Origin of the sequence: Pseudoalteromonas sp. SR41-8 (assembly GCF_014163915.1) — a bacterium.
GTDB classification, from domain to species: domain Bacteria; phylum Pseudomonadota; class Gammaproteobacteria; order Enterobacterales; family Alteromonadaceae; genus Pseudoalteromonas; species Pseudoalteromonas rhizosphaerae.
In genome coordinates this window covers 280150-301248 of sequence record NZ_JACJEE010000001.1, presented here as the reverse complement: position 1 = coordinate 301248, position 21099 = coordinate 280150, and the positions used below count along the sequence as shown (strand labels likewise).

General features: G+C 40.5%; 14 protein-coding genes. 7 read left to right on the top strand and 7 right to left on the bottom strand.

Going from position 1 to position 21099, the window contains the following annotated elements; translation table 11 throughout:
* Positions 1-10 precede the first annotated feature (10 nt).
* A complete protein-coding gene (locus H5162_RS01265) occupies positions 11-1027 on the top strand; it encodes an ABC transporter ATP-binding protein (protein ID WP_182759408.1) in 1017 nt (338 codons plus the stop codon).
* Between the two features lie 88 nt (positions 1028-1115).
* Here the strand turns inward: H5162_RS01265 and H5162_RS01260 are convergent, their stop codons facing one another.
* A complete protein-coding gene (locus H5162_RS01260) occupies positions 1116-3890 on the bottom strand; it encodes a collagenase (RefSeq protein ID WP_182777418.1) in 2775 nt (924 codons plus the stop codon).
* A 422-nt stretch (positions 3891-4312) separates the two neighbouring features.
* Between H5162_RS01260 and H5162_RS01255 the strand changes: the two genes are divergently transcribed.
* Entirely contained in the window at positions 4313-5344 is a 1032-nt protein-coding gene (locus H5162_RS01255) for a LacI family DNA-binding transcriptional regulator (RefSeq protein WP_182733952.1), read from the top strand.
* Between the two features lie 25 nt (positions 5345-5369).
* Here H5162_RS01255 and gtfA read toward each other — a convergent pair whose 3' ends face one another.
* On the bottom strand, positions 5370-6842 hold the full coding sequence (gene gtfA / locus H5162_RS01250; RefSeq protein ID WP_145234502.1) for a sucrose phosphorylase: 1473 nt from the start codon (positions 6840-6842) through the stop codon (positions 5370-5372).
* A 176-nt stretch (positions 6843-7018) separates the two neighbouring features.
* Between gtfA and H5162_RS01245 the strand changes: the two genes are divergently transcribed.
* The 3 genes from H5162_RS01245 to H5162_RS01235 all read left to right on the top strand — a co-directional run bounded on the left by H5162_RS01245 (position 7019) and on the right by H5162_RS01235 (position 11883).
* Positions 7019-8248, top strand: a complete 1230-nt coding sequence (locus tag H5162_RS01245; protein ID WP_149981806.1) for a sugar MFS transporter — start codon at positions 7019-7021, stop codon at positions 8246-8248.
* Positions 8249-8415: 167 nt separating this feature from the next.
* Positions 8416-10809: a TonB-dependent siderophore receptor gene (locus tag H5162_RS01240; protein WP_182777416.1), complete on the top strand. Its 2394-nt coding sequence runs from the start codon at positions 8416-8418 to the stop codon at positions 10807-10809.
* Between the two features lie 129 nt (positions 10810-10938).
* Entirely contained in the window at positions 10939-11883 is a 945-nt protein-coding gene (locus tag H5162_RS01235) for a carbohydrate kinase (RefSeq protein ID WP_182730801.1), read from the top strand.
* Positions 11884-12114: 231 nt separating this feature from the next.
* On the opposite strand, the gene H5162_RS01230 is transcribed toward H5162_RS01235, so the two are convergent.
* From H5162_RS01230 to H5162_RS01220, 3 genes are all read right to left on the bottom strand, one after another.
* Complete coding sequence (locus H5162_RS01230) at positions 12115-12483, bottom strand: STAS/SEC14 domain-containing protein (RefSeq protein WP_182777414.1); 369 nt, start codon at positions 12481-12483, stop codon at positions 12115-12117.
* A gap of 121 nt (positions 12484-12604) precedes the next feature.
* Positions 12605-13297, bottom strand: coding sequence for a cupin domain-containing protein (locus tag H5162_RS01225; protein WP_145234512.1), 693 nt, complete (start codon positions 13295-13297; stop codon positions 12605-12607).
* 27 nt (positions 13298-13324) lie between these two features.
* The gene (locus H5162_RS01220; RefSeq protein WP_182777412.1) at positions 13325-13945 is read right to left on the bottom strand and encodes a glutathione S-transferase; all 621 of its coding nucleotides are present in this window, start codon (positions 13943-13945) and stop codon (positions 13325-13327) included.
* A 179-nt stretch (positions 13946-14124) separates the two neighbouring features.
* Between H5162_RS01220 and H5162_RS01215 the strand changes: the two genes are divergently transcribed.
* The gene (locus tag H5162_RS01215; protein ID WP_182730804.1) at positions 14125-14643 is read left to right on the top strand and encodes a TetR/AcrR family transcriptional regulator; all 519 of its coding nucleotides are present in this window, start codon (positions 14125-14127) and stop codon (positions 14641-14643) included.
* Between the two features lie 131 nt (positions 14644-14774).
* On the opposite strand, the gene H5162_RS01210 is transcribed toward H5162_RS01215, so the two are convergent.
* Together H5162_RS01210 and H5162_RS01205 are read right to left on the bottom strand one after the other, a co-directional pair.
* A complete protein-coding gene (locus tag H5162_RS01210; RefSeq protein ID WP_145234518.1) occupies positions 14775-16238 on the bottom strand; it encodes a carbon starvation protein A in 1464 nt (487 codons plus the stop codon).
* A 244-nt stretch (positions 16239-16482) separates the two neighbouring features.
* Positions 16483-18984, bottom strand: coding sequence for a S8 family serine peptidase (locus H5162_RS01205; protein ID WP_182757475.1), 2502 nt, complete (start codon positions 18982-18984; stop codon positions 16483-16485).
* A 591-nt stretch (positions 18985-19575) separates the two neighbouring features.
* Here H5162_RS01205 and H5162_RS01200 point away from each other — a divergent pair.
* Positions 19576-21090: a curlin gene (locus H5162_RS01200; RefSeq protein WP_182777410.1), complete on the top strand. Its 1515-nt coding sequence runs from the start codon at positions 19576-19578 to the stop codon at positions 21088-21090.
* The last annotated feature ends 9 nt before the right edge of the window (positions 21091-21099 follow it).

The window sequence follows — 21099 nt, the reverse complement described above, 5'->3', positions numbered from 1 at the left end:
TTAAATACAAATGCTATCTGTAAGCCAGTTGTCTATAGATTATGGCAGTAACCGTGTAGTAAGCGACCTAAATTTGTTGCTTGGTGAAAGTGAAATTCTCATGCTAGTAGGCCCTACGGGCTGTGGTAAAAGCACAATTTTACAAGCGCTCGCCGGACTAATCCCTATTAGCGAAGGTGAAATTAACTTAGGTAAATGGCAGGCTACCCCCAAATTGACTGTGCCGCCTGAAAAACGCAGCGTAGGTATGGTATTTCAAGACTTTGCGTTATTCCCTCATTTAACCGTTGAGCAAAACATTGGCTTTCGTTTAAAAGATACCGCCGTTGCTGATCATTGGATAGCCCTTCTGGGTCTTGATGATTTTCGTCATAAAAAGCCAGCCACCCTTTCAGGCGGTCAAAAACAACGAGTTGCACTAGCACGTACCCTTGCCCACCAACCTGACTTTGTGTTACTTGATGAGCCGCTTTCAAACCTTGATGCGGCACTAAAAGATATGCTGCGCTGGGATATCCGAAATGCCCTGAAAAAAGCTGGCGTGCCTGCAATTTGGGTGACTCATGATCAAGAAGAAGCTTTATCAATAGGCGATCGTGTGGGTGTGCTCAAGGCCGGAAAAATCCAGCAACTTGATACTCCTGAGCGTTGTTTTAGTGTGCCCAACAATCGCTTTGTTGCACGTTTTTTAGGTGAAGCAAGTTTCATTAACGGTTTTTTTGAGAATAATCAAGCAACTACAGCCATCGGCAATGTGCCCGCTCTAGGCGTAGATTGCCAACAAGGTGAGGTGGATGTCCTACTTCGCCCCGACGATGTAATGCTAGTACAAGGTGAGATCGGCAACAACGGTGTGGTCGTATGGGTACGCTTTGAAGGAGGGAGTCGTTTATGTGCAGTAGAGCTTGCCTGTAAAACAGTGGTTACTAGCCGCGTAAGCCACGAAGTCGTGGTATACCCTGGCGATAGCGTGCACGTATCGTTAAGTACTTCGCATCCACTCGCGGTGTATAAACGAGCAATCTAAACTCACTTTAACGCTTAAGTTACAACACTAAAAAAGCCCATCTAGATGGGCTTTGCTGTAGGTGCTTTACTTTTTTAATATGATAATTTTAACGACACCCTTGGCTATTAAAATCAACCACTAGACTTGCACCAGTACTATTGCCCGACACCTTTAAATAACCCCAATATTGGCTTTGATCACTAATATAAATACATTCGCTATTGCCGCTATTACTGGACTGAGCCTGTTCATTACTGCCATTTGGCCAGCTGCTGTTTGAATAACTTAGGCTGATGTCGCCACTGCCATTAGCGGTGGTTATCGCCACACCACTTTGACTTTGAACGTCAGCAATACTAAACCACATAGGATCGCTGTTACCCAAACAAATCACTTCACCGTCATTTAAACGGCCATTGCTACGACTACCTTGGGTAGCACATGCATCAGGTACATTACTGCTTGCTCCTGTGTATGAAGCGGTTAATTGCACATTATCAAACATGTTATAGCCACGAACCATTACTTGATAAACACCTGCTTGCGCAGGATTTATTACACATTGTTCACTATTACCACCGACATAAGGACGACAATCATAACTATCCATTGTTGGTGTAGCAGCATAACTCACATATAAATCAGCATCGCCCGTGCCACCACTTAAGCTAAACACTAAGTCGCTGGCACCTTGCGGTACATCAAAGCTAAAATACAACAGCTCATCTTGCTCGCCAGCAATAGTCATTGGTTGAGCGTTTATCAACTCGCCGTTACCAACGCTGCTATCCTCTTCAATACTAGCCAATGTTGATGCGGTTTGGCTGGCGCCTTGGTTATCAACAACCGTTAACGATACGCTATATTGTCCTGATGTTGTATAAGTATGCACCGGGTTTGCTTGATTAGAACTACTGCCATCACCAAAGCTCCACTGATAACTAACAATTGAGCCGTCACTGTCAATACTGCCATTGCTCGTAAAATTGATCTCATTGTTTTGCACACCGGCATAAGGTCCATTGATGTATGCGATTGGTGGCGTATTAGTGGTTGTACCTGCAACTAAGTCATCACACCATTGTACAAACTCGTTTTCATAATTATTTGCCCACTGCACAGTTTTCGCTTTATAAGCACTCCAATTACCAATGCGTGTATCTGCAAGCATGGCATTAATTTCACTGTAATGGCGTTCGAACATAAAGCGCACAGCTAAGTAACCCCAGCGATAAATACGGTCTTGATCAAAACCGTCATAGTTAGTGGCAAATACTTGCGCTAAGGTATAACGCGAACCATCACTGATGGTATTTTTAGCGGCGTCATTGTTATCAAGATTAGCAACATATTCTGCAACGCCTTCTGACCACCACACGATATCTTCAGTTGGTGAATTAAAGTTTCCATATAAGTCAAAACGACCATCTAAGTAATGCACATATTCGTGCTCTAGATTCCACACGTAATGCTCAGCATTGGCGTAGCTCGCCTCATAGGCAATAAAATTTGCTTGATTACCCACAACTGCGGGGTCACCTTCTAAATACATGCCGCCATTATTGGTGTTAATGCCAAAAATCGCACCTGCGTATTTACTATAATCATCGCTGCTATCAAATATATTTACTTGTAAAAAACTATTGTTATCATCGGCAACTGGGGTGTTATTGGTGGCAAGTTTAGTGTGAAATAAACCTTCTTCTGCGCCCATTGCAGCACATGCAGCTGTATGTTGTGCTGCAGTCATATTTTGTGAGCGAATTTTAATAGTGCTACTACAGCTATAATTTTGCGAAAGCGCTTGCTGAGTAAGTTCATCAACAAAGCCACAAATACCATAGTCATTACAATCAGCGTAATAACTGACAGAATCTGCCGCCGCAAGCCATACTGCATCACCATAGCCAAAGCTGTTATAAGTACTAAAAACCGCTTTTAAGCCAGTATCAACAGTAGCTTGAATAGCAGTGTCGGAATACTGCTTAAGGCGCGCAAGCTCACTGGCTGCATTAACAATTAAATATTGTGCGTCAGAGTCAATCATCCACTGCTTTTGGGTAAATGCATTCAGCTTAGTAACTAAATCAGTATCGCTAGCTACAGCTGTAACAAATGCATCATTCCACTGGCCGCGATAAAGCAAAGTAAAAATACCATTCACCGCACTGCGTATATTCCATTTTGCAGCATAGCTTTCGTTAAAACGCGTTAGCCACTGTTTCACCACATACAAGTAACGATGTTGCTGTTCAGCGCTGTCCATCGTAATGATCACTTCAGAAAGCGTTTTACCATGGCCGTCATTATCGTCATAAAAATGGCTGTTGTTTACAAAAGCATCTATCGCATCAATTACGGCAGGCGTAACCCAAGAGCTAAAGCTCACGTTGTCGTTGTAAAATTCCGCATAAAAACCAGCTCGTAAATATAGGAACAATGCCTCGAGTTCAATGTCACCACCGCCAGCATAAGTCTGTGAGAGTGACTTTGCATGATTAGCAACCGCATACATATTATCAGAACTAAATACTAGGCTCTGAGTTGATGCTGATGCACTAAATAGTTCATTAACACAGCCACTACCTTGATTTTTAAGCTCAGTAATAATGCTCGTTGAACTAGCATTAGCCAGTGCATTTAAATCGCAGCTGACTGTTGCAGCTTGGCTACGCATCATTAACATACTAAATTTTTGGGGTTGTGATTGCAGCTGTGCTATTGGTGCTTTTTCATTATGGCCGTGTTCAACGCCATGATGATGCACACGTTCAACAATCGCAGCTTGTGGCTTGAATACGCGCTGATGGGTCGTATTAGCAAGCGCCATAGAGCTTGCTCCTAATAACGGTAACGCCAAAATCAATCTATTCATTTTCATAATTTACCTTTGATAAATTTTATTATTTCAATCCAGAACGGGTTATCGAGGACGCAATTTGCAACATATAATCGCCATTACATACAATATACTTGCCTAAAACTAAAAAAATTTTAATTCATTAGTTGTAGCAAAATAGAAAACAACAGTACTTTATCATCAAAAAGGGTACATATGTAAAGATATAAATGATAAGGCGACTTTGTGAAAAATCACCCAAACAGTAACGTGTGAGTTAGTAAGCTAGCAGATATAAAAAAGCCAGTACTTTATTATTAATAACAACCACTTTCTAGTTCATTCTTGTTCCTAATACCTAATTACGTAACTTGCTATACACGCTACAATATAATTAACACTTTGATTTAGCGTGAAATATGGTAATTTATTAGTGAATCGCGTTCACTATCATGAGAAGTCGTATGACCCAAAAAAAACATTGGACATTAAAAAGCATCGCCAAAGAATTAGGCGTTTCTAACGCCACCGTTTCAAATGCATTTAATCGTCCAGATCAACTATCAAAAAGTCGTCGCGAGTCTATTTTATTGGCGTGTAAAGAGCTTGGCTATTTTGGACCCAATAAAGCAGCGCAATCATTACGCCGTGGTAAATTTAATATTGTTGCGCTGGTATTACCTGACAGTATTGAGTATATGGTGTCGGATCCTGTGGCCAGTAGTTTTATGCGTGGTGTGGCTTCTATCCTTGAAAAAAACAATATTAACTTATTATTATTTTCGGGAAATAGTCAAAACCTTAACAGCGTATTAGATTTTGTTGATGGCTTTATTTGTTATGGTCGTCCGCGCAATCAATCACTTGTAGATCAATTAAAAATTGTACCCAAACATGTGGTTACCGTTGATTTTGATATTGATCGTAATGCCTCAGTAAACATAGATAACGAACAAGCTAGTTATGAAGTGGCTAAACACGTATTAAAAAGCAGTGCTGATCAGGTCGCTATATTGGGACTGCGGTTATTAGATGAAAATGTATTGTGTCGTGTATATGAGCATCATGAATGCGAAGCCGGTCAATCAATTGCACATCAAAGATTACGAGGTTATCAAAAAGCATTAAGCGAAGTTAACATTACCTTAGGTGACGATAGAACTTGGAATATTCCAGAAAGTAGCGAACGTTATGCAAGCATCGCAGCAAAAGAAGCGCTCAACTGCATACCTAGACCCAATGTATTACTTTGTATGAGTGATCTTATTGCCCTCGCGGCAATTCGCGAAGCAGTTAAAATAGGTATAAAAATACCCCAAGAATTGCGAATTGTTGGATTTGATGGCATTGATGAAGCGCAGCGCTCTATGCCAACATTAACAACTATTCATCAAAATAGTGAAGAAAAAGGAGCGTTAGCAGCTAATTTATTTATTAGCAAAGAAGAGCAAAAAGCACTTATCAACTACCAATTACAGTTAGGTCATAGTGGCTGATAAGTGACTGATTGTAAGGTTTAACTTAGTTTAACAAATCATTTAGTGAGGTGAGTATTTGCTCATTCCCAGTGCGTTCAATTATTAACGCTTCGCGACGTGCAAAATTAACTTTTAGGACAATTTCACTGTCGTTTAATAGCCACTTTAAAGCACAACTATTGTCATCACCTTCAACACTAAACTCACCTGCAAAGGCACTGTGAGTATTACGTATCTCAATTAATTTTAGTAATCCCTGTACAACAGGCTTTGCAAGAGACTGCGCAATGATATCAGCATCTAAATATGGACGATTAATATCACGACCTACATTGGATTTTGCTAGTAACGCCATATCATTTTCAGCTGCGAATAAGCCACCGTAGTAAACTTGTGGTACACCGGGTGCAAAAAATTGAATCGCGCGCGCAACTAAGTAGTCAAAATCATTTGCGCCTAACGCATTGTAATAGGTGCAATTTACTTGGTACAAGTCGACATTACTGGCAGCAGCCCCGGTTGCTTGGCGGCTTTGGTTATTGCTATTTGCATGAATAGTTTCAACTAGATTATCAATTTGCGCTGCATTTAATAATCCTGGCTTATCACCCATTGGACCCGCATCTATAATGCCAATGCCATCGTGGGTATCGAGTACCGTTAGGCAGTTACGTGGTGAAATATTTAACCACTTTACAAGTGCATCACTATTATTGGTAAATAAGCTGTGCAAAATCAATGGTGGTAATGCGAAGTCATAAACCATATTGACCCGCTTTGCGACGTCAACTTGAGTTTGATAATGGCTGTGAATTTCAGCAATTGTTTCCATACCCAATGCATTAGCTTGCGCCGATAACTTATCTAAATAATCAAACGTTTCATCTAGCATAAAGCAGTTTGTGCCAGCTTGCTTAATCGCGTAACCCGCCGCATCTAAACGAATAATATTAACGTTATTAGCAGAGAACTTTGTTAATACATTATTTAAATACGCAACGCCCGCAGCAACTTTAACATTAATGTCGATTTGATTATCGGTAAACGTGGTCCAAAAATCATACGTTTGACCATCGCCACATGGCATTGGAGTAAAACAACTGCCAGGGCGCGGGCGATAAATCGCTTTTTGCTCGGCGTCACTCATACCATTTGGAAAGACATCTTCTTTAGTTAAAAATAAATCCCAAAACGGTGATGCTTTACCTTTTGCTAGTACATCCTGAAACTGAAAGGATTGCGCCGATACGTGGTTCACAATCAAATCGGCCATCAGATCATAGTCTGCTCCTAACACTTGAATGTCTTGCCAAGTACCGATCCGTTCATCCACGGCACTATGATCAATAGGGTCAAAGCCTGCATCACTACCATCAATTGGATTGTAGAATGGCAATAGGTGGACACCTCCGAACACGCCGTGTAATGGACCATTTAAAAGTGCGGTCAATGCGTTGATATCTTGGCCAGTGATTCGATCAGCATATGTGATCAATTGAACTTTATTCTTCATCATTGTGTGATTACCATGTTGAAACTTAATCGATTAAGATATATCTTTAACTAGCAAGTAAGAATTTACAAGTAATTTTTAATAATTTTACATACAAAAATCGTGGCTCACGTAATACTACAATAAGTAACTAACTGACTTACTAAGTGTTAACTGAGCATTTAACGAGGAAAAAGTACATGACAAAATCACACACACACGTAAGCAGCGATCCGTTGCAACAAATACGCTGGCTTACATATATGATGTTTTTTATGTTTGCCATGACTTCTGATGCGGTGGGCATGATCATACCTGAACTTATTAAAGAGTTTGGTTTAAGCATGACCCAAGCAAGCGCGTTCCATTATGCACCTATGGCGCTAATTGCTTTTAGTGGATTGTTTTTAGGTTTTTTAGCAGACAGTTTAGGGCGTAAAACAACCATCATGCTAGGCCTTTTAATATTTTCGGCGAGCTGTTTCTTGTTTGCGTTTAGCACCAGCTTTACCTTCTTTTTATTGCTACTTTGCTGCATAGGCTTAGCCATTGGTTTATTTAAAACGGGTGCGCTTGCGTTACTTGGTGATATTTCACATAGTAACGAAGATCACACTAAAACGATGAATAAGGTAGAAGGCTTTTTTGGCATAGGCGCCATTGTAGGGCCAGCTCTAGTAGGCGTCTTACTGGTGCAAAATGTAAGCTGGACTTACCTGTACATTATTGCAGGTGTAATGTGTTTAATTCTCGCTTTACTAGCGTGGCGTGCAGACTACCCAGCCGTTGTAAAAACCACAGCAAAGCCCACCTCGCTTGCCACCACCATGAAAATGATCAAAAATCCGTATGCGCTAGGTTTTTCTCTGGCAATTGCCCTTTACGTGGCCACGGAGGTTGCTATTTATGTATGGATGCCTACGCTGTTAAAAGATTACACTGGCTCTTGGCCACTACTTGCAACCTATGCATTGACAATATTTTTTGTACTGCGTGCCGCAGGGCGATTTATTGCCGTATGGTTACTAAACCGCTATAGCTGGCAAGGTGTTATGGCCTATTTAAGCTTAGGCATTGCGCTGTGTTATGTCGGTACATTATTCGGTGGCGTTGATTGGGCTGTGGGTTTATTGCCGCTTTCGGGGTTATTTATGTCGATGGTTTATCCGACTTTAAACTCTAAAGGTATATCCTGCTTTGCAGTGCAACAGCACGGTGCTGTGGCGGGCGTGATATTATTTTTTACCGCACTTTCGGCGGCTTTAGCACCCTTGTTCATGGGTATGATCAGCGATTACTTTGGCCATGTGCGTTACGGTTTTTATTTAGCTACGGGCTTTGCTGTCATTTTATTTTTAGCTATGCTGTTTAATTATTTTAAAGATCCATCAGCAACGGCTTTACAGCAAGATAACCCTGTAACTGAGTAAACCTATATTCTAAGACAATAAAAAATACTTTATAAATCAATGAATGAATAAAAAAAGAGCAAATTAAGCACAAAATAATTTGCTTCTTGTAAAATATTTGTTATTTTTACTTAATCGATTAAGTAAAAATACAAATCCAATTGGGTTCAACATAACGAGGCGTAACCATGACAACACACAACACACCTTTATATTTAATCAGTGCATTAGCACTTGCAGTAAGCCAAGGCGTACATGCGCAACAAGAAGATCAAAATTCTCAAGTACAAGCTAACAAAGGTCTTGAAACAATCGTTGTAACTGGTGTACCACGTCGTACAACGATTATGGCATCAAGCGTATCAGTCAGTAGCTTGTCGCTTGAACAGGTTGAAGTGTCTACACCTCGCTCAACCGCTGAGGCGTTTAGAATCATTCCGGGTATTCGCGCAGAATCGACCGGTGGTGAAGGTAACGCAAACATTGCTGTGCGTGGTTTACCTGTGGCATCTGGCGGTGCGAAATTTTTACAATTACAAGAAGACGGTTTACCTGTACTGCAATACGGTGATATCGCTTTTGGTAACGCTGATATTTTTATGCGCTTAGATAATACCGTACAAACAATCGAATCAATTCGTGGCGGCTCAGCATCGACGGCTGCAAGTAATGCACCTGGTGGCATTATTAACTTTATTTCTAAAAATGGTGAAAACGAATCAGGCAGCGTATCAACTACTCTGGGCCTCGATTACGATAGCGTTCGTACAGACTTTGAATACGGTACTTACCTAAGCGATAGTGTACGTTTTCATGTCGGTGGCTTTGTTCGCCAAGGTGAAGGTCCACGCGAAACAGGTTACACATCAAATAAAGGCGGGCAAATTAAAGCCAACCTAACCAAAGATTTTGAAAACGGCTATGTTCGAATTTATTACAAGCATTTAGATGATAAAAGCGTAGGTTACTTACCGATGCCAATGTATGCAAATGGCGATTCTATCCCTGGGTTTGACGCACAATCGGATACACCACACTCGGCATTATTTACAAAAACAGTGCGTCTAAACGGCGAAAACCAAATTAGCAGTGGCGATATTCGCGACGGTATGAACCCTAAAGTTGACTCAATTGGCTTTGAAGCAGTATTTGACTTAGATAATGATTGGCGTATCGAAAACCGTTTTCGTAAATCATCTGTAAGCGGTAACTTTAATTCACTTATTCCTGCTGAAGTAGGCAGTTCAACGTCGATTGCAGAAAGTATTGGCGGCGCAGGTGCAACACTCAGCAATGCAAATACTGGGGCTGCATTTAATGACAATTTAGCAATGCGTATTCATACGTTTGACGTCACAATGAACGACTTTGACTCTATTGTGAACGACTTTAAATTGACTAAATCGCTCGATGACGACACCAGCATTACGTTTGGTTACTACGCATCAACGCAAAACATTGCCATGTCGTGGTTATGGAACTCTTATCTAATGGAGCTTAAGGGCGATAACGCAGCCTTATTAAATGTCACAGCTGCCGATGGTACTGAGTTTTCTGAAAATGGTTTATACGCATACGGAACACCTTTTTGGGGTAACTGTTGTCAGCGTGATTACGACACAGAATACGACACTCGCGCCCCGTACGTTGCATTTTCTACAAAACTTGGCGATGTAAGTATTGATGCAAGTGCCCGTTACGATAGTGGCGAAGCTCGCGGTAATTACGCAGGTGCAGTAACCTCTACAGTTGATATGAATCGTGATGGTGAAATATCCGTTCCTGAACAAAATGTTGCAGGCATTGATATTACTAATGCCAGCCCAGTTAACTACGACTGGAACTACACATCTTATTCAATTGGTGCTAACTATCAAATTGACCCAAGTCTGGCAACATTTGCTCGTATCAGTAAAGGCGGACGAGCGAATGCTGACCGACTTTTATTTGGTAAAGTACGTGCAGATGGCTCTGTTGCGAAAGAAGATGCTGTAGATGAAGTTAATCAATATGAGTTTGGGGTTAAAAAACGTTTTGATTCCTTCTCTGTATTTGCAACTGCTTTTTATGCAGAAACTGAAGAGCAAAATTTTGAAGCTACATCACAAACCTTTTTCGACCGTGAATACGAAGCCAAAGGGATTGAGATTGAATCAACTTACTTCATCGATGCGTGGGATTTTCGCGGTAACTTAACCTGGACCGATGCTGAAATCGTTAAAGATGCACTAACACCGGAAGTAGAAGGTAATACGCCTCGACGCCAAGCAGATTTAATTTACTCACTAATGGCGCGTTATAGCTACGAGAAAGGTGCAGCTGGTGTAAGCTTTATTGGTACTACCGATGCATACGCTCAAGACAACAACGACCTTAAATTTGATGGTTACACCCAAGTAAATGGCTTTGTAAGCTACGATTTATCTGAAAACCTTAGCATCGCGCTTAATGTAAATAACCTATTTGATACAGTCGGTATTACTGAAGCCGAAGAAGGTTCTATCCCAGATAATAATATTATTCGTGCCCGCACTATTAACGGCCGTACAACGTCACTAACACTTAAATACCTATTTAATTAACCGAGCTTTAGTATTTTTAAGCGCTGAAGAATGTATTTTCAGCGCTTGATCTCCTAACATCTATTTACCTTGAAAGACTCTCCCACTACTTTTGACCTAGCCCTTGCTAGGTTTTTTAGGATTTACAATATGACCAAATTACTTAGCCTTGGCGAGCTGCTTATTGATATGCTGCCGCAAGATTCTCAAAACAGTGCTTATTTGCCCATTGCTGGCGGCGCTCCTGCCAATGTAGCGGTAGGTTATGCCAAACTGGGCGGCAAAGCGGCTTTTTGTGGCGGTATGGGCGATGACTATTTTGCTAAACAATTAAGTAAATCGCTTGCGCAATATAAGGTAAGTACAGAGTACTTATTTACAATTAAAGACTCTCAAACGGCCGTGGTTATTGTCAGTTTGGATGAAACCGGTGAACGCAGCTTTAATTTTTATCGCCACAATACCGCCGATTTACTGTTAACGAGTGAGCATTTAAACCATATCAAATGGGATGAATTGAGTACCCTACACTTTTGTTCCAACACGTTAACTAATTTAGCCATTGCGCGCACCACGATCAATGCTTTAAAGCTGGCTAAAAAGAACCATAAGCTAGTCAGCTTTGATGTGAATTTACGCTATAGCTTGTGGCAAAATAGCAATGACATTGAGCAAAATGTACACGCGTGTTACGCCTATTGCGATATTGTTAAGCTATCGCGTGATGAGCTGAACTTTTTAGCTGAGCAAACACAGCAAGCACCTGATGATTATTTACAATCTATTTTAGATACAGGTGTTAAATTGGTATTTTTAACCGATGGCCCTGCACCGGCAACGGTTTACCATAACGTATTTACATTTACTGAAGCTGCACCAATTATTACGGCGGTTGATACCACCAGTGCGGGCGATGCGTTTATTGCCGGGGTTTTGTATTATTTAAATCATAATGATGAAAATATATTGCTCACGGATAAACTCAACAATCAGCAAATAGTAAAACGCGCTTTAAATTTCGGCCTTCGCTGTGGCTCTAAAGCCTGCTTAGCCAAGGGGGCTTTTCCAGCATTACCTACACTTCAAGAAGTATAATACCAATCCGCAATAATACTTAATAATTTTACGGGGCTAAACGTGTCGCTATCTGCGTTAAAAAATTCTCATTTAGAACAACTAAATAGCAAATTTTTTGCCTAGCTATCAACACGTTTTTCCAGCCTCAAAATAGATCACTTAATTAAGCGAATTGGTATAAATACTTTAAAAATAAAGGCCGATTATGGCCTTTATTTAAGCATCTACTTCTTCATCATTACTTTTTAACTATTCTAAAGCCGCAGTGGCGTTCTCAAAATATTGAATTTCACCTGATACAAACCAACTGCCTAATTTAGCGATGGTTGATTGCCAGTCTTTGTTGCCGTATATGGCTATTTTTTTAAACTCTTTGTTGTGTTTTAAGCCAAGTTTTAAATCATCCCATGCGGCTCTAAGTTCCCAGCCATCAAGCTCAGTTCCATCTATGAGTACATTAACAATTGGATGTTTAACTTCGCCAAGCGCAGAGTCTATCATCGGCGTAATCACTTCATAATCTTTGTGAGTGAGTGTGCCTATGGCTTTTAAGGTTAAAAAAAACTCGCAACCAGAGCGCTCAATACCAATAGATAAGCCGTGTGTTAAATTTACCATAACCCGAACTCCGCAATAAAATGAGCATTGAGTATAGGTGATAGCTTAGTAACCAATAGTGAAGTAGATCAAAAAACAGGCACATATACTTTTATTGTGCCTATTTTAATTAAATGCTTAATTATGCATTTTTAAGCCGTGCTATTTGGTTTTCAACATCTGTTAAATGACCGATTTTAAGCCAAACTCTGGCTCCTTCACTGCCTGCTATTGCTTTAATTTCGCTGTTAGGCGGCACTCTTAACCAGCTGTGTTTTACTAATGTATCGCCCTGCTCTTCAAGCGAGCCTTCAAGAACTAAAAGCTCGCCCCCACCCAAGGCGTTTAACGATATTTCACTGTTAGGTGCAAATGCTAAAATACTCACCTCTTCAAAGGCGTCTTTATAAAGAGGAGCTACATTTACATCACTAAACTCAGGGTGAGGAACACCGTGCATGGTATTAGTTTGCAAGCGAACATGCTCTCTGTCCTCTGGCTGAAACTGCCATAATTTTACAAATATAACGCACCCGTTTTCAGAGCTTGGTGTATGTTTTGACTCAGGCGGATTACGAATATAAGAACCCTTGGGGAAATCACCATGTTCATCTTGAAAAACACCTTCAAGCACAATAAATTCTTCACCGCCGGTATGTGTATGGGCAGAAAAATGGCTGTTTGGCGCATAACGTACAATGCTGGTTGCGCGTGCAACCTCATCGCCCACTCTATCAAGTGGACGCCTATCAACACCCGCCATCGGTGAGGCTATCCATTCTAACGATTCGCTATGCACAACAACACGTTCGCTAAAATCAGCTGCAATTTTCATAAGTAGCTCCACATTATAAATTGATAACTAAGCGGCAATGCTTGGACGTTGAGAGACCTTTTGTTGCCATGCAATTAAATGTGATAGCTCACTAGGAATAGCAATTTTCGCAAATCCTGCAAACACCAGACCGGCGTACAAAGTAATATCTGCAACACTAAAATTCTCACCGGCAACATAAGCAGAATTGGCTAACACTGTATTAAAATAAACAAAGCCTTGGCGCGCTTTTTCACCTTGCTTTTCTCCCCAAGCAACATTTTGATAGGTTTCAAGTGCTGGGCCTAAGCCATCCGTTGCATGATGAAAGTAAGTTGCTACAGCATCAAGGACCATTGACTCCGCACGCTTTTGCATCATATTAATCACCGCGCGTTCTTTTGCCTCAACACCGGTTAATGAAGGGCCAGCAAAAGCACTATCAATGTATTCAGTAATCGCGGTGCATTCTGCTATAAACGTTCCATCATCTAGCTCTAAAACAGGCACGCCTGCTAAGGGGTTTTTAGCTAAAAAGGCTTCAGTACGATGCTCACCATTTAATAAATCAACAGCAACAAATTCTACTTTGTCAGTCGCATTTTTTTCAGCAAGTGCAATACGTACACGTAATGGATTAGGAAAGTTTTCTACGTCATAAATTTTCATAATTATCTCTTTATATTTTTAACAACAGTTTGAACTAATATTGGCAAGATCAAATTACCTACCTACTGATAGGTAATTTATATTAAGATCTCGATCTTTGCAAACTAAAAATAAAAGAGCTTGAAAATAACTACCTACTGGTTGATAATTTTTTGCAGCGATATGAAGGAAGTTTTAAAATGACAAAAAAAGCAGCCCTGTTAAAAGCAGCAGAAAATAAGGTTAGACTTGGTGGCTATAGCAATTTTAGCTTTAGAGAGTTGGCGAATGAAATTGGTATTAAAAGTGCGAGTGTGCATTATCATTTTCCGACCAAAGCTGATTTAGGTGCTGAACTCGCGCATCAATACACTGATGCCTTTATCGCTGTGCTTGGCGAACCGGAGGCACATAAAGCAAACGGTAAAAATCCAATCGATATTTACACGCAATTATTTAGAAATGCGTTAGTGATGGATAAAAAAATGTGTTTATGTGGCTTACTTGGCGCACAAAGTGACAGCCTTCCTGATAAAGTGCGCGATGAAGTAAAGCGCTTTTTCATTAAAAATTTAGCCTGGTTAACTCAAGCACATAAAATAAATGGAGAGCTTAATCCTGAACGTGCTGCGATTAAAACAGTGAGTTTATTAGAGGGCGCAATGATGATCAGCAACACCCTTGATGATATTCGCTACTTTGAGCAAGCTACTTTTTAGCGGCTAATAGTTTGCCTGAACGGTTAGTGATCAAAAAGTTGATAAAGCTATTAACTAAATTACAACTCGATTAAACATAAAAAAGCGAGCCTTCATAAGGCTCGCTTTTACATTATTAAGATTACGATTTATTAAACTGCACGCACTTTATGCTTTGAATGCACTATCGCTAGTACTATAAAGCCTATTACCGCCACTGCTGCACCAATCGGTTTACCTAAATCACTTGATAAGTTTAACCCTATTGCCGCAGTCATTATGTATGACAAGGTCACTGCTGTAGCGATGACTGCAGGTACACTGGCAATCCAGTGAAATGTTCCACGGTCAAATAAGTACTTAGTCGCAAGCCATAACACACTCGTAGAAAGCAGCATATTTGAGAATGCGAAGTAGCGCCAAATCACAGAGAAATCAAGCTTAGTCATAAAGTAGGCAATCGTTAAAATAGGGATTGCTAGCAATAAACGATTACGCAAACTTTGCGGAATACTAAACGCATCAACCACTGTTAAACGAAGTGAACGAAACGCCGTATCGCCTGAGGTAATTGGGAATACTGCTACTGCAATAATCGCCATAATACCACCAAACACACCTAAATAACTGTTTGCTATATGGTTAACCACCAAACCTGGGCCGCCTAAATCAAGCATTGCTTTTAAACCTGCATAGCCTTCTGGGAAAGCAGCAATACCCGCTAATGCCCATACACAACCAACAATACCTTCACACATCATTGCGCCATAATAAACTGGACGAACGTATTTTTCGTTAGTTAGGCAACGTGCAATAATTGGTGCTTGCGTAGAATGAAAACCACTAATAGCACCACAGGTTATGGTAATAAACAATAACGGCCACGTAGGTAATCCATCTGGATTTGGAGTTAAAAAGTCATGGGCATGATCAGCTTCAAAATACGCTAAAAAATCACCAGCTACCGGTAAATGCGGCGCATTAATTAACAGTGATACAGCAATTGCAACCGTCATCACAATCATTAATAAACCAAAAACAGGGTAAAATTTAGTAATGATTTTATCAATTGGCAGTAAAGTAGCTAAAAAGTAATAAGCCAAAATAGCCAAAACCCAAAAGGTATTATTGGCAAATATAGTATCTTTAAATACGTCTAAGTTGCTTAATAATCCAGCGGGGCTCATTATGAATACCACGCCGACAAAAAACAGTAACATCGCCGTAAATATTAACATAAAGCCTTTAAATACAACGTTGTAATATTTACCTGCAATTTCTGGTAGGCTTTTACCATCCTCTTTGATACTCATAACACCTGAGTAGAAGTCGTGTACAGCTCCACCTAATACATTACCGAGTACGATCCAGACCAAAGCAATTGGTCCATATAGAGCACCGAGAATAGGGCCAAATATTGGGCCTACCCCTGCAATATTTAAAAACTGAATTAAAAACGCACGAACAGGATGAATTGCAACATAGTCAACACCTTCGCTAAAACGTTTTTGTGGTGTATCAATGGTGGCGTCCATACCAGCTTGTTTTTCTACAAAGGGACTGTAGAACTTGTAACCTAATATTAAAATAGTCAGGCAGATAAAAAAGATGATCATAAGCACGTTTCTCTTTTTGTAATATAGAGCGCGTTGTCAGTCGCCCCGAATTTCAAACTATGGGTAATCGTTGAACGTTAGCAGAGCCTGTTAAAATCCACAATACGACTATCTGATAATATTATTAGATGTTTGAAGTGCAGAGTTTAACTATCAGGAACAATATAGTAGGCAATAAAAAAGCCTTGCAGGGGAACAGCAAGGCTTGGGACTTCACGGGGAATTATTTAAATGTTAAGTGCACTTATTCAAATGTCACTGTTACGATATTTGAACATACATCTGCTGTAACACAAACTTGGTAATCATAGGCTGGCAAAGTTGCATTACGTAAGAAGTCACGGTGACGGCCGTTATCAGTCGTTGTTCCTACAAACTCACCATTGCGATATACATTAAGTGATTGAGCACCCACTTGCTCCCAGCTAAGATCAACACGCATAGTGTTTAAGCGGGTTTTATTCGCGCGGGTTAAACTCAACGCAATTGCAACATCACTCACAACCACGGTCTGTACTGACGAATCAGTATTACCTTCACTATCGGTTACAGTTAATGTTACTTGGTAGTTACCTGATTGCGCATAAGCGTGAACTGGATTTGCATCTGTTGAAGTTGCACCATCACCAAAGTCCCAGCTCCATTGTGTAATATCGTTATTTGCATCGCTGCTTGAATCCGTAAACGAGACTGTTAAAGCTTGTGCATCATAGTCAAAATCAGCTTGTGGTGGCTGCGGGGTTACCTCACCAATTGCACTAAATGTAAGTGACCAATTATTCAGTGTGCCAGTATCTGCCGCATAGGTATCTTCAACATGTAATACCCAATCACCCGTTGCCACTTCGCCATTAAAATCAGCTAAAGAGTAGCTTTGTACTATATCCTCTGCGCTACCGCCTGACTGACTATGCAATGTAGAACTTGTTCCTCTAGGCGAGGTTAACGTAACGATTAAATCACCAATGTAAGTATGTGAAATATCAATACTCGCTTGAGTTGCAAAAACAGTCAGTGGATCATTTACGGTGATCACAGAATCAACACCGTCAACATTGTTATCGGGGATTGCTACTGCGGTATCATTCGTATAGGTAAAATCATTTAAGCCAACAGGATCAACTAATAAGCTTACTGACTTCTGCTTAGCCAACTCGCCAGAAGATGCATTTACGCTAAAGTCATAGCGCCCCCATTGTGTTGACTCTTGAGTTGGCACACTAAGTATCACCACATCACCAGGCGTTGCAGTGTTTGCTGATAAACTAGCACCAGCTAAATCGCCAATTAATTCAAGGTCTACAACCCCTTGCCACTGGGCAATTGAGCCAATTTCAAATGTATATGTTGCCGTTTCACCGGCAGTGATCTGCTGAGCTGTTGGTGTAACAGATAGTTTAAAGCTTGGTGTAGGGTCTGCCTGCTCAAGAGCTTGATTAGCGTTTAAGCGTTTGCCCGATACGGTCTTCCCTGCCAGTTGTGCATTATCATCGCCACTATCCATAAGCAGCTGTTTAAGCTCACTTGTTGATAAGTCAGGATTGAGTGATAGTACCAAAGCAGCGACACCCGCAACATGCGGTGTGGCCATTGATGTACCAGAGTAAGTGGCATAACCATTACCCGGTACGGTTGATAAAATAGCGCTCCCTGGTGCGCCTAAATCAACACTGGTTAAACCCCACTGTGAAAAGTCTGACATATTATCGTTACGATCAGTGCTGGCCACTGACAACACGCTTTCATGCTCATAATTGGATGGATAATGTGGATTTTGATCATTATCAACGGCGTCATTACCTGCAGCGGCAACAAATAAAATGTCAGCTTGTTCGCTGGCGGTTATCGCATCAGCAAGCGCTTGGCTAAAGCCACCACCGCCCCAACTATTATTTAGTACGCGAACATTTACACCCGCATTTTTCAGACTCACCATATAGTCAATACACTTAATAGCGTCGGATGTAGAGCCACTGCCTGATGCATCTAAGAACTTACAACCAACAATCGCCGCTTCATGATTAACACCCACAACACCATTATTGTTATTACCTGCAGCGCCGATTGTCCCTGAGACATGCGTACCGTGACCTTGGTCATCCATTGGGTCGCCAACATTTGTAATGGCATTAATACCATGCACGTCATCAATGTAGCCATTACCATCATTATCGATGCCATCGCCTGCGATTTCATTCGGATTTATCCACATATTTGCCGTTAAATCACTATGACTGTGATCTACACCAGTATCGATAACGCCCACAACGACATCTTTACCACCTGTTGTAATTGACCATGCTTCGAGTGCATCTATATCCGCATCGGCCGTTCCACCAGATTGGCCTTCATTGTGTAATCCCCACAACTTTGAAAAATCAGGGTCATTAGGAGCCGTAGCAATGCTCACGCGATAATCTGGCTCAACATATTCAACCGCGGCATGTGTTTGCAGTAATTTAATTGCTTGCTTGGTGCTCATGCCAGTTACTTCAAACTTAGCTAGACGACCAGATAAAATCGACGAATAGTTATCATCAACACCATCTTTATTTAAATCACTTACTTTAGCTTTTACTAAACTGCGGGCTTGACTTCGCATTGCCACAGAAGTGCCTTTTTTATACATAACAAGCAATGAGTCTTGAGAAGCTCGTGCTGAAGGCTCTGCAGCAATGGTTGTTACTTGTGCTGCAGCTAAACATGGCAAAATAGCCAAGCTTAAAATAGATAATTTAGTTTTCATATTTTGTATCCATAGTTAGAAATATTAACTTAGCTTTGTTACTAAGTTTCGCTAACTTCACTACTTTTGAAATATCACTGGCAAGCACCATAAATGACAGAGAAAACCTAAACTAGACAAGAAAAATTCAATAAATTACTAAAAAACCAGTCTTTAACACTGTTTTTAACGGTCAATTTATTAACAACACAATCGTTTTTATGAGTAATTAGCGCTCAGTAGATGCCTTACTCGCCTCATCTTTTATTACCAGATTATTCAACATTCCAAGCTGATTACGGTGGAAAACAAGTAAGCAATTGAAAAGAAAGTAGATTAAAAATCATAAAAAGAGATGATTTCGAATATTACGTTTACACAATAAAGTTAACCGTCAATTGGTAGCAGTGCGTAAGTAAAAAAGCATTAATTGCATAAAACACAACACTGCATAGCAATATAATTCTTCACTCACTTTTGTATGAGTGAGCTTTTTGCTCTTGATATCACAAAACTTAAATCGGCAAGGCATGCCGAACAAACTATGCAGAACATTAAGGTATCCACAACCCATTAATGACTGCTCTAATAATTATAAGTTAAGGAAAAATCATGAAGTTAAATAAATCTTTATTGACATGTGCAATCGCAGTTGCATTAAGTTCAAGCTTTGTTGCACACGCAAATATCGACGATAAAAACCAATCAACCTCTGTATTAGCAAGTCAAGTGTCAACTACTGCGGTAGGCAATGTCCTCACTATTGAACAAACATCATTGCAAGGTATGGGTAACGATGTAATGGTCACGCAACAAGGTGATGGCCTTGAAGCAAACGTAACAAGTTTAGGCGATAACAACAGCATTAATGTTGATCAAAAACAAATTCAAAACTTGTCTTTAACGTACGTAATAGGCGATAACAACACCCTAAGTCACAGCCAAGATGGTGAAGTTAATGGCGCTCTATCAGACATAACAGGCGATGATAACTCAGTCAATGTTGCGCAGTTTGGCACGGGCTTTTTTGGTATTAATAACGAAGCGATTAACGTAGTTCAAGGTGATGCTAACGACATTGCAGTTACTCAGCAAGATGGCGGCCATTGGTTTTATAATTTGGATTTGCAAGGTAATAGCAACAAAATTAGCGCATCTCAAGCAGGCCTTTTAAATGAAGCAACGCTGGCAACTATTAGTGGTGACGAAAACACCATTGAAGTTACTCAAAACGGCTTGTTTAACGCTTTTACACTTACTGAACTCGTTGGTAATACGAATGAAGTAGTAATAGCACAAGAAGGTAATTTCAACGGCGTTACGGTTACTTCTGTTCGCGGCGATGAAAACAGCTTAGACATCGAACAAGCGGGTGATTCAAATACTGCGACTTTTGCAAGTGTTGAAGGAAACGAAAACACCCTATCAATCGATCAAGAAGGTAATACCAATACCTTCACATCTGAGTTATTTGCCGGTAATGACAATCAAGTTTCGGTTGATCAACAACAAGATAATAATCAAGTTGGGGCTGATGTATTAGGTGATAACAATGAACTCACTGTTATGCAAAATGGCTCAATGAACGAGACCTACTTGGGCACAATTGGCGCTGATAATGAATTCTCAAGCGTTCAAATTGGTAACGAAAACAGCGCTCACATCGCTAATTTTAATGGTCAAGGCAACGACGTTGATTTAGCTCAAGCCGGTGACATGAATACCGCTTTAATTCAATCTTCGTACCCTGACACATCGCTTAATTCAAACGATAATGACATTAATATCAGTCAATTAGGCAGCACAAATGAAGCAACATTAACCTTTGCAAGTGTGCTAAATAGTAATAACAATAGCGTTGATTTTAGCCAAAGTGGCGATCTGAATGCGATTGATTTAGTTATGGAAGGCAGCAACCATTCTATTGATATTTCGCAGCAAGGCGATATGAATATGGTAGCAGGTATCGATACGGGTGCATTTATCGTTGGTGGTGACAACATCAACTTCACAGTCACACAAGTAGGCAATGGCAACTTAGTTGAAGGTGCTATTACCGCTTCTAACACTTCAGTCGTGATCACCCAAGTGGGCGATTACAACACAGCAACTGTGAGCCAAGAATAAGGATATTGG

Coding starts and splice junctions, on each gene's coding strand:
- H5162_RS01210 (WP_145234518.1), bottom strand. CDS start 16,238: ATGATCATCTTTTTTATCTGCCTGACTATTTTAATATTAGGTTACAAG.
- gtfA (WP_145234502.1), bottom strand. CDS start 6,842: ATGATGAAGAATAAAGTTCAATTGATCACATATGCTGATCGAATCACT.
- H5162_RS01215 (WP_182730804.1), top strand. CDS start 14,125: ATGACAAAAAAAGCAGCCCTGTTAAAAGCAGCAGAAAATAAGGTTAGA.
- H5162_RS01265 (WP_182759408.1), top strand. CDS start 11: ATGCTATCTGTAAGCCAGTTGTCTATAGATTATGGCAGTAACCGTGTA.
- H5162_RS01205 (WP_182757475.1), bottom strand. CDS start 18,984: ATGAAAACTAAATTATCTATTTTAAGCTTGGCTATTTTGCCATGTTTA.
- H5162_RS01225 (WP_145234512.1), bottom strand. CDS start 13,297: ATGAAAATTGCAGCTGATTTTAGCGAACGTGTTGTTGTGCATAGCGAA.
- H5162_RS01235 (WP_182730801.1), top strand. CDS start 10,939: ATGACCAAATTACTTAGCCTTGGCGAGCTGCTTATTGATATGCTGCCG.
- H5162_RS01260 (WP_182777418.1), bottom strand. CDS start 3,890: ATGAAAATGAATAGATTGATTTTGGCGTTACCGTTATTAGGAGCAAGC.
- H5162_RS01240 (WP_182777416.1), top strand. CDS start 8,416: ATGACAACACACAACACACCTTTATATTTAATCAGTGCATTAGCACTT.
- H5162_RS01220 (WP_182777412.1), bottom strand. CDS start 13,945: ATGAAAATTTATGACGTAGAAAACTTTCCTAATCCATTACGTGTACGT.
- H5162_RS01245 (WP_149981806.1), top strand. CDS start 7,019: ATGACAAAATCACACACACACGTAAGCAGCGATCCGTTGCAACAAATA.
- H5162_RS01230 (WP_182777414.1), bottom strand. CDS start 12,483: ATGGTAAATTTAACACACGGCTTATCTATTGGTATTGAGCGCTCTGGT.
- H5162_RS01255 (WP_182733952.1), top strand. CDS start 4,313: ATGACCCAAAAAAAACATTGGACATTAAAAAGCATCGCCAAAGAATTA.
- H5162_RS01200 (WP_182777410.1), top strand. CDS start 19,576: ATGAAGTTAAATAAATCTTTATTGACATGTGCAATCGCAGTTGCATTA.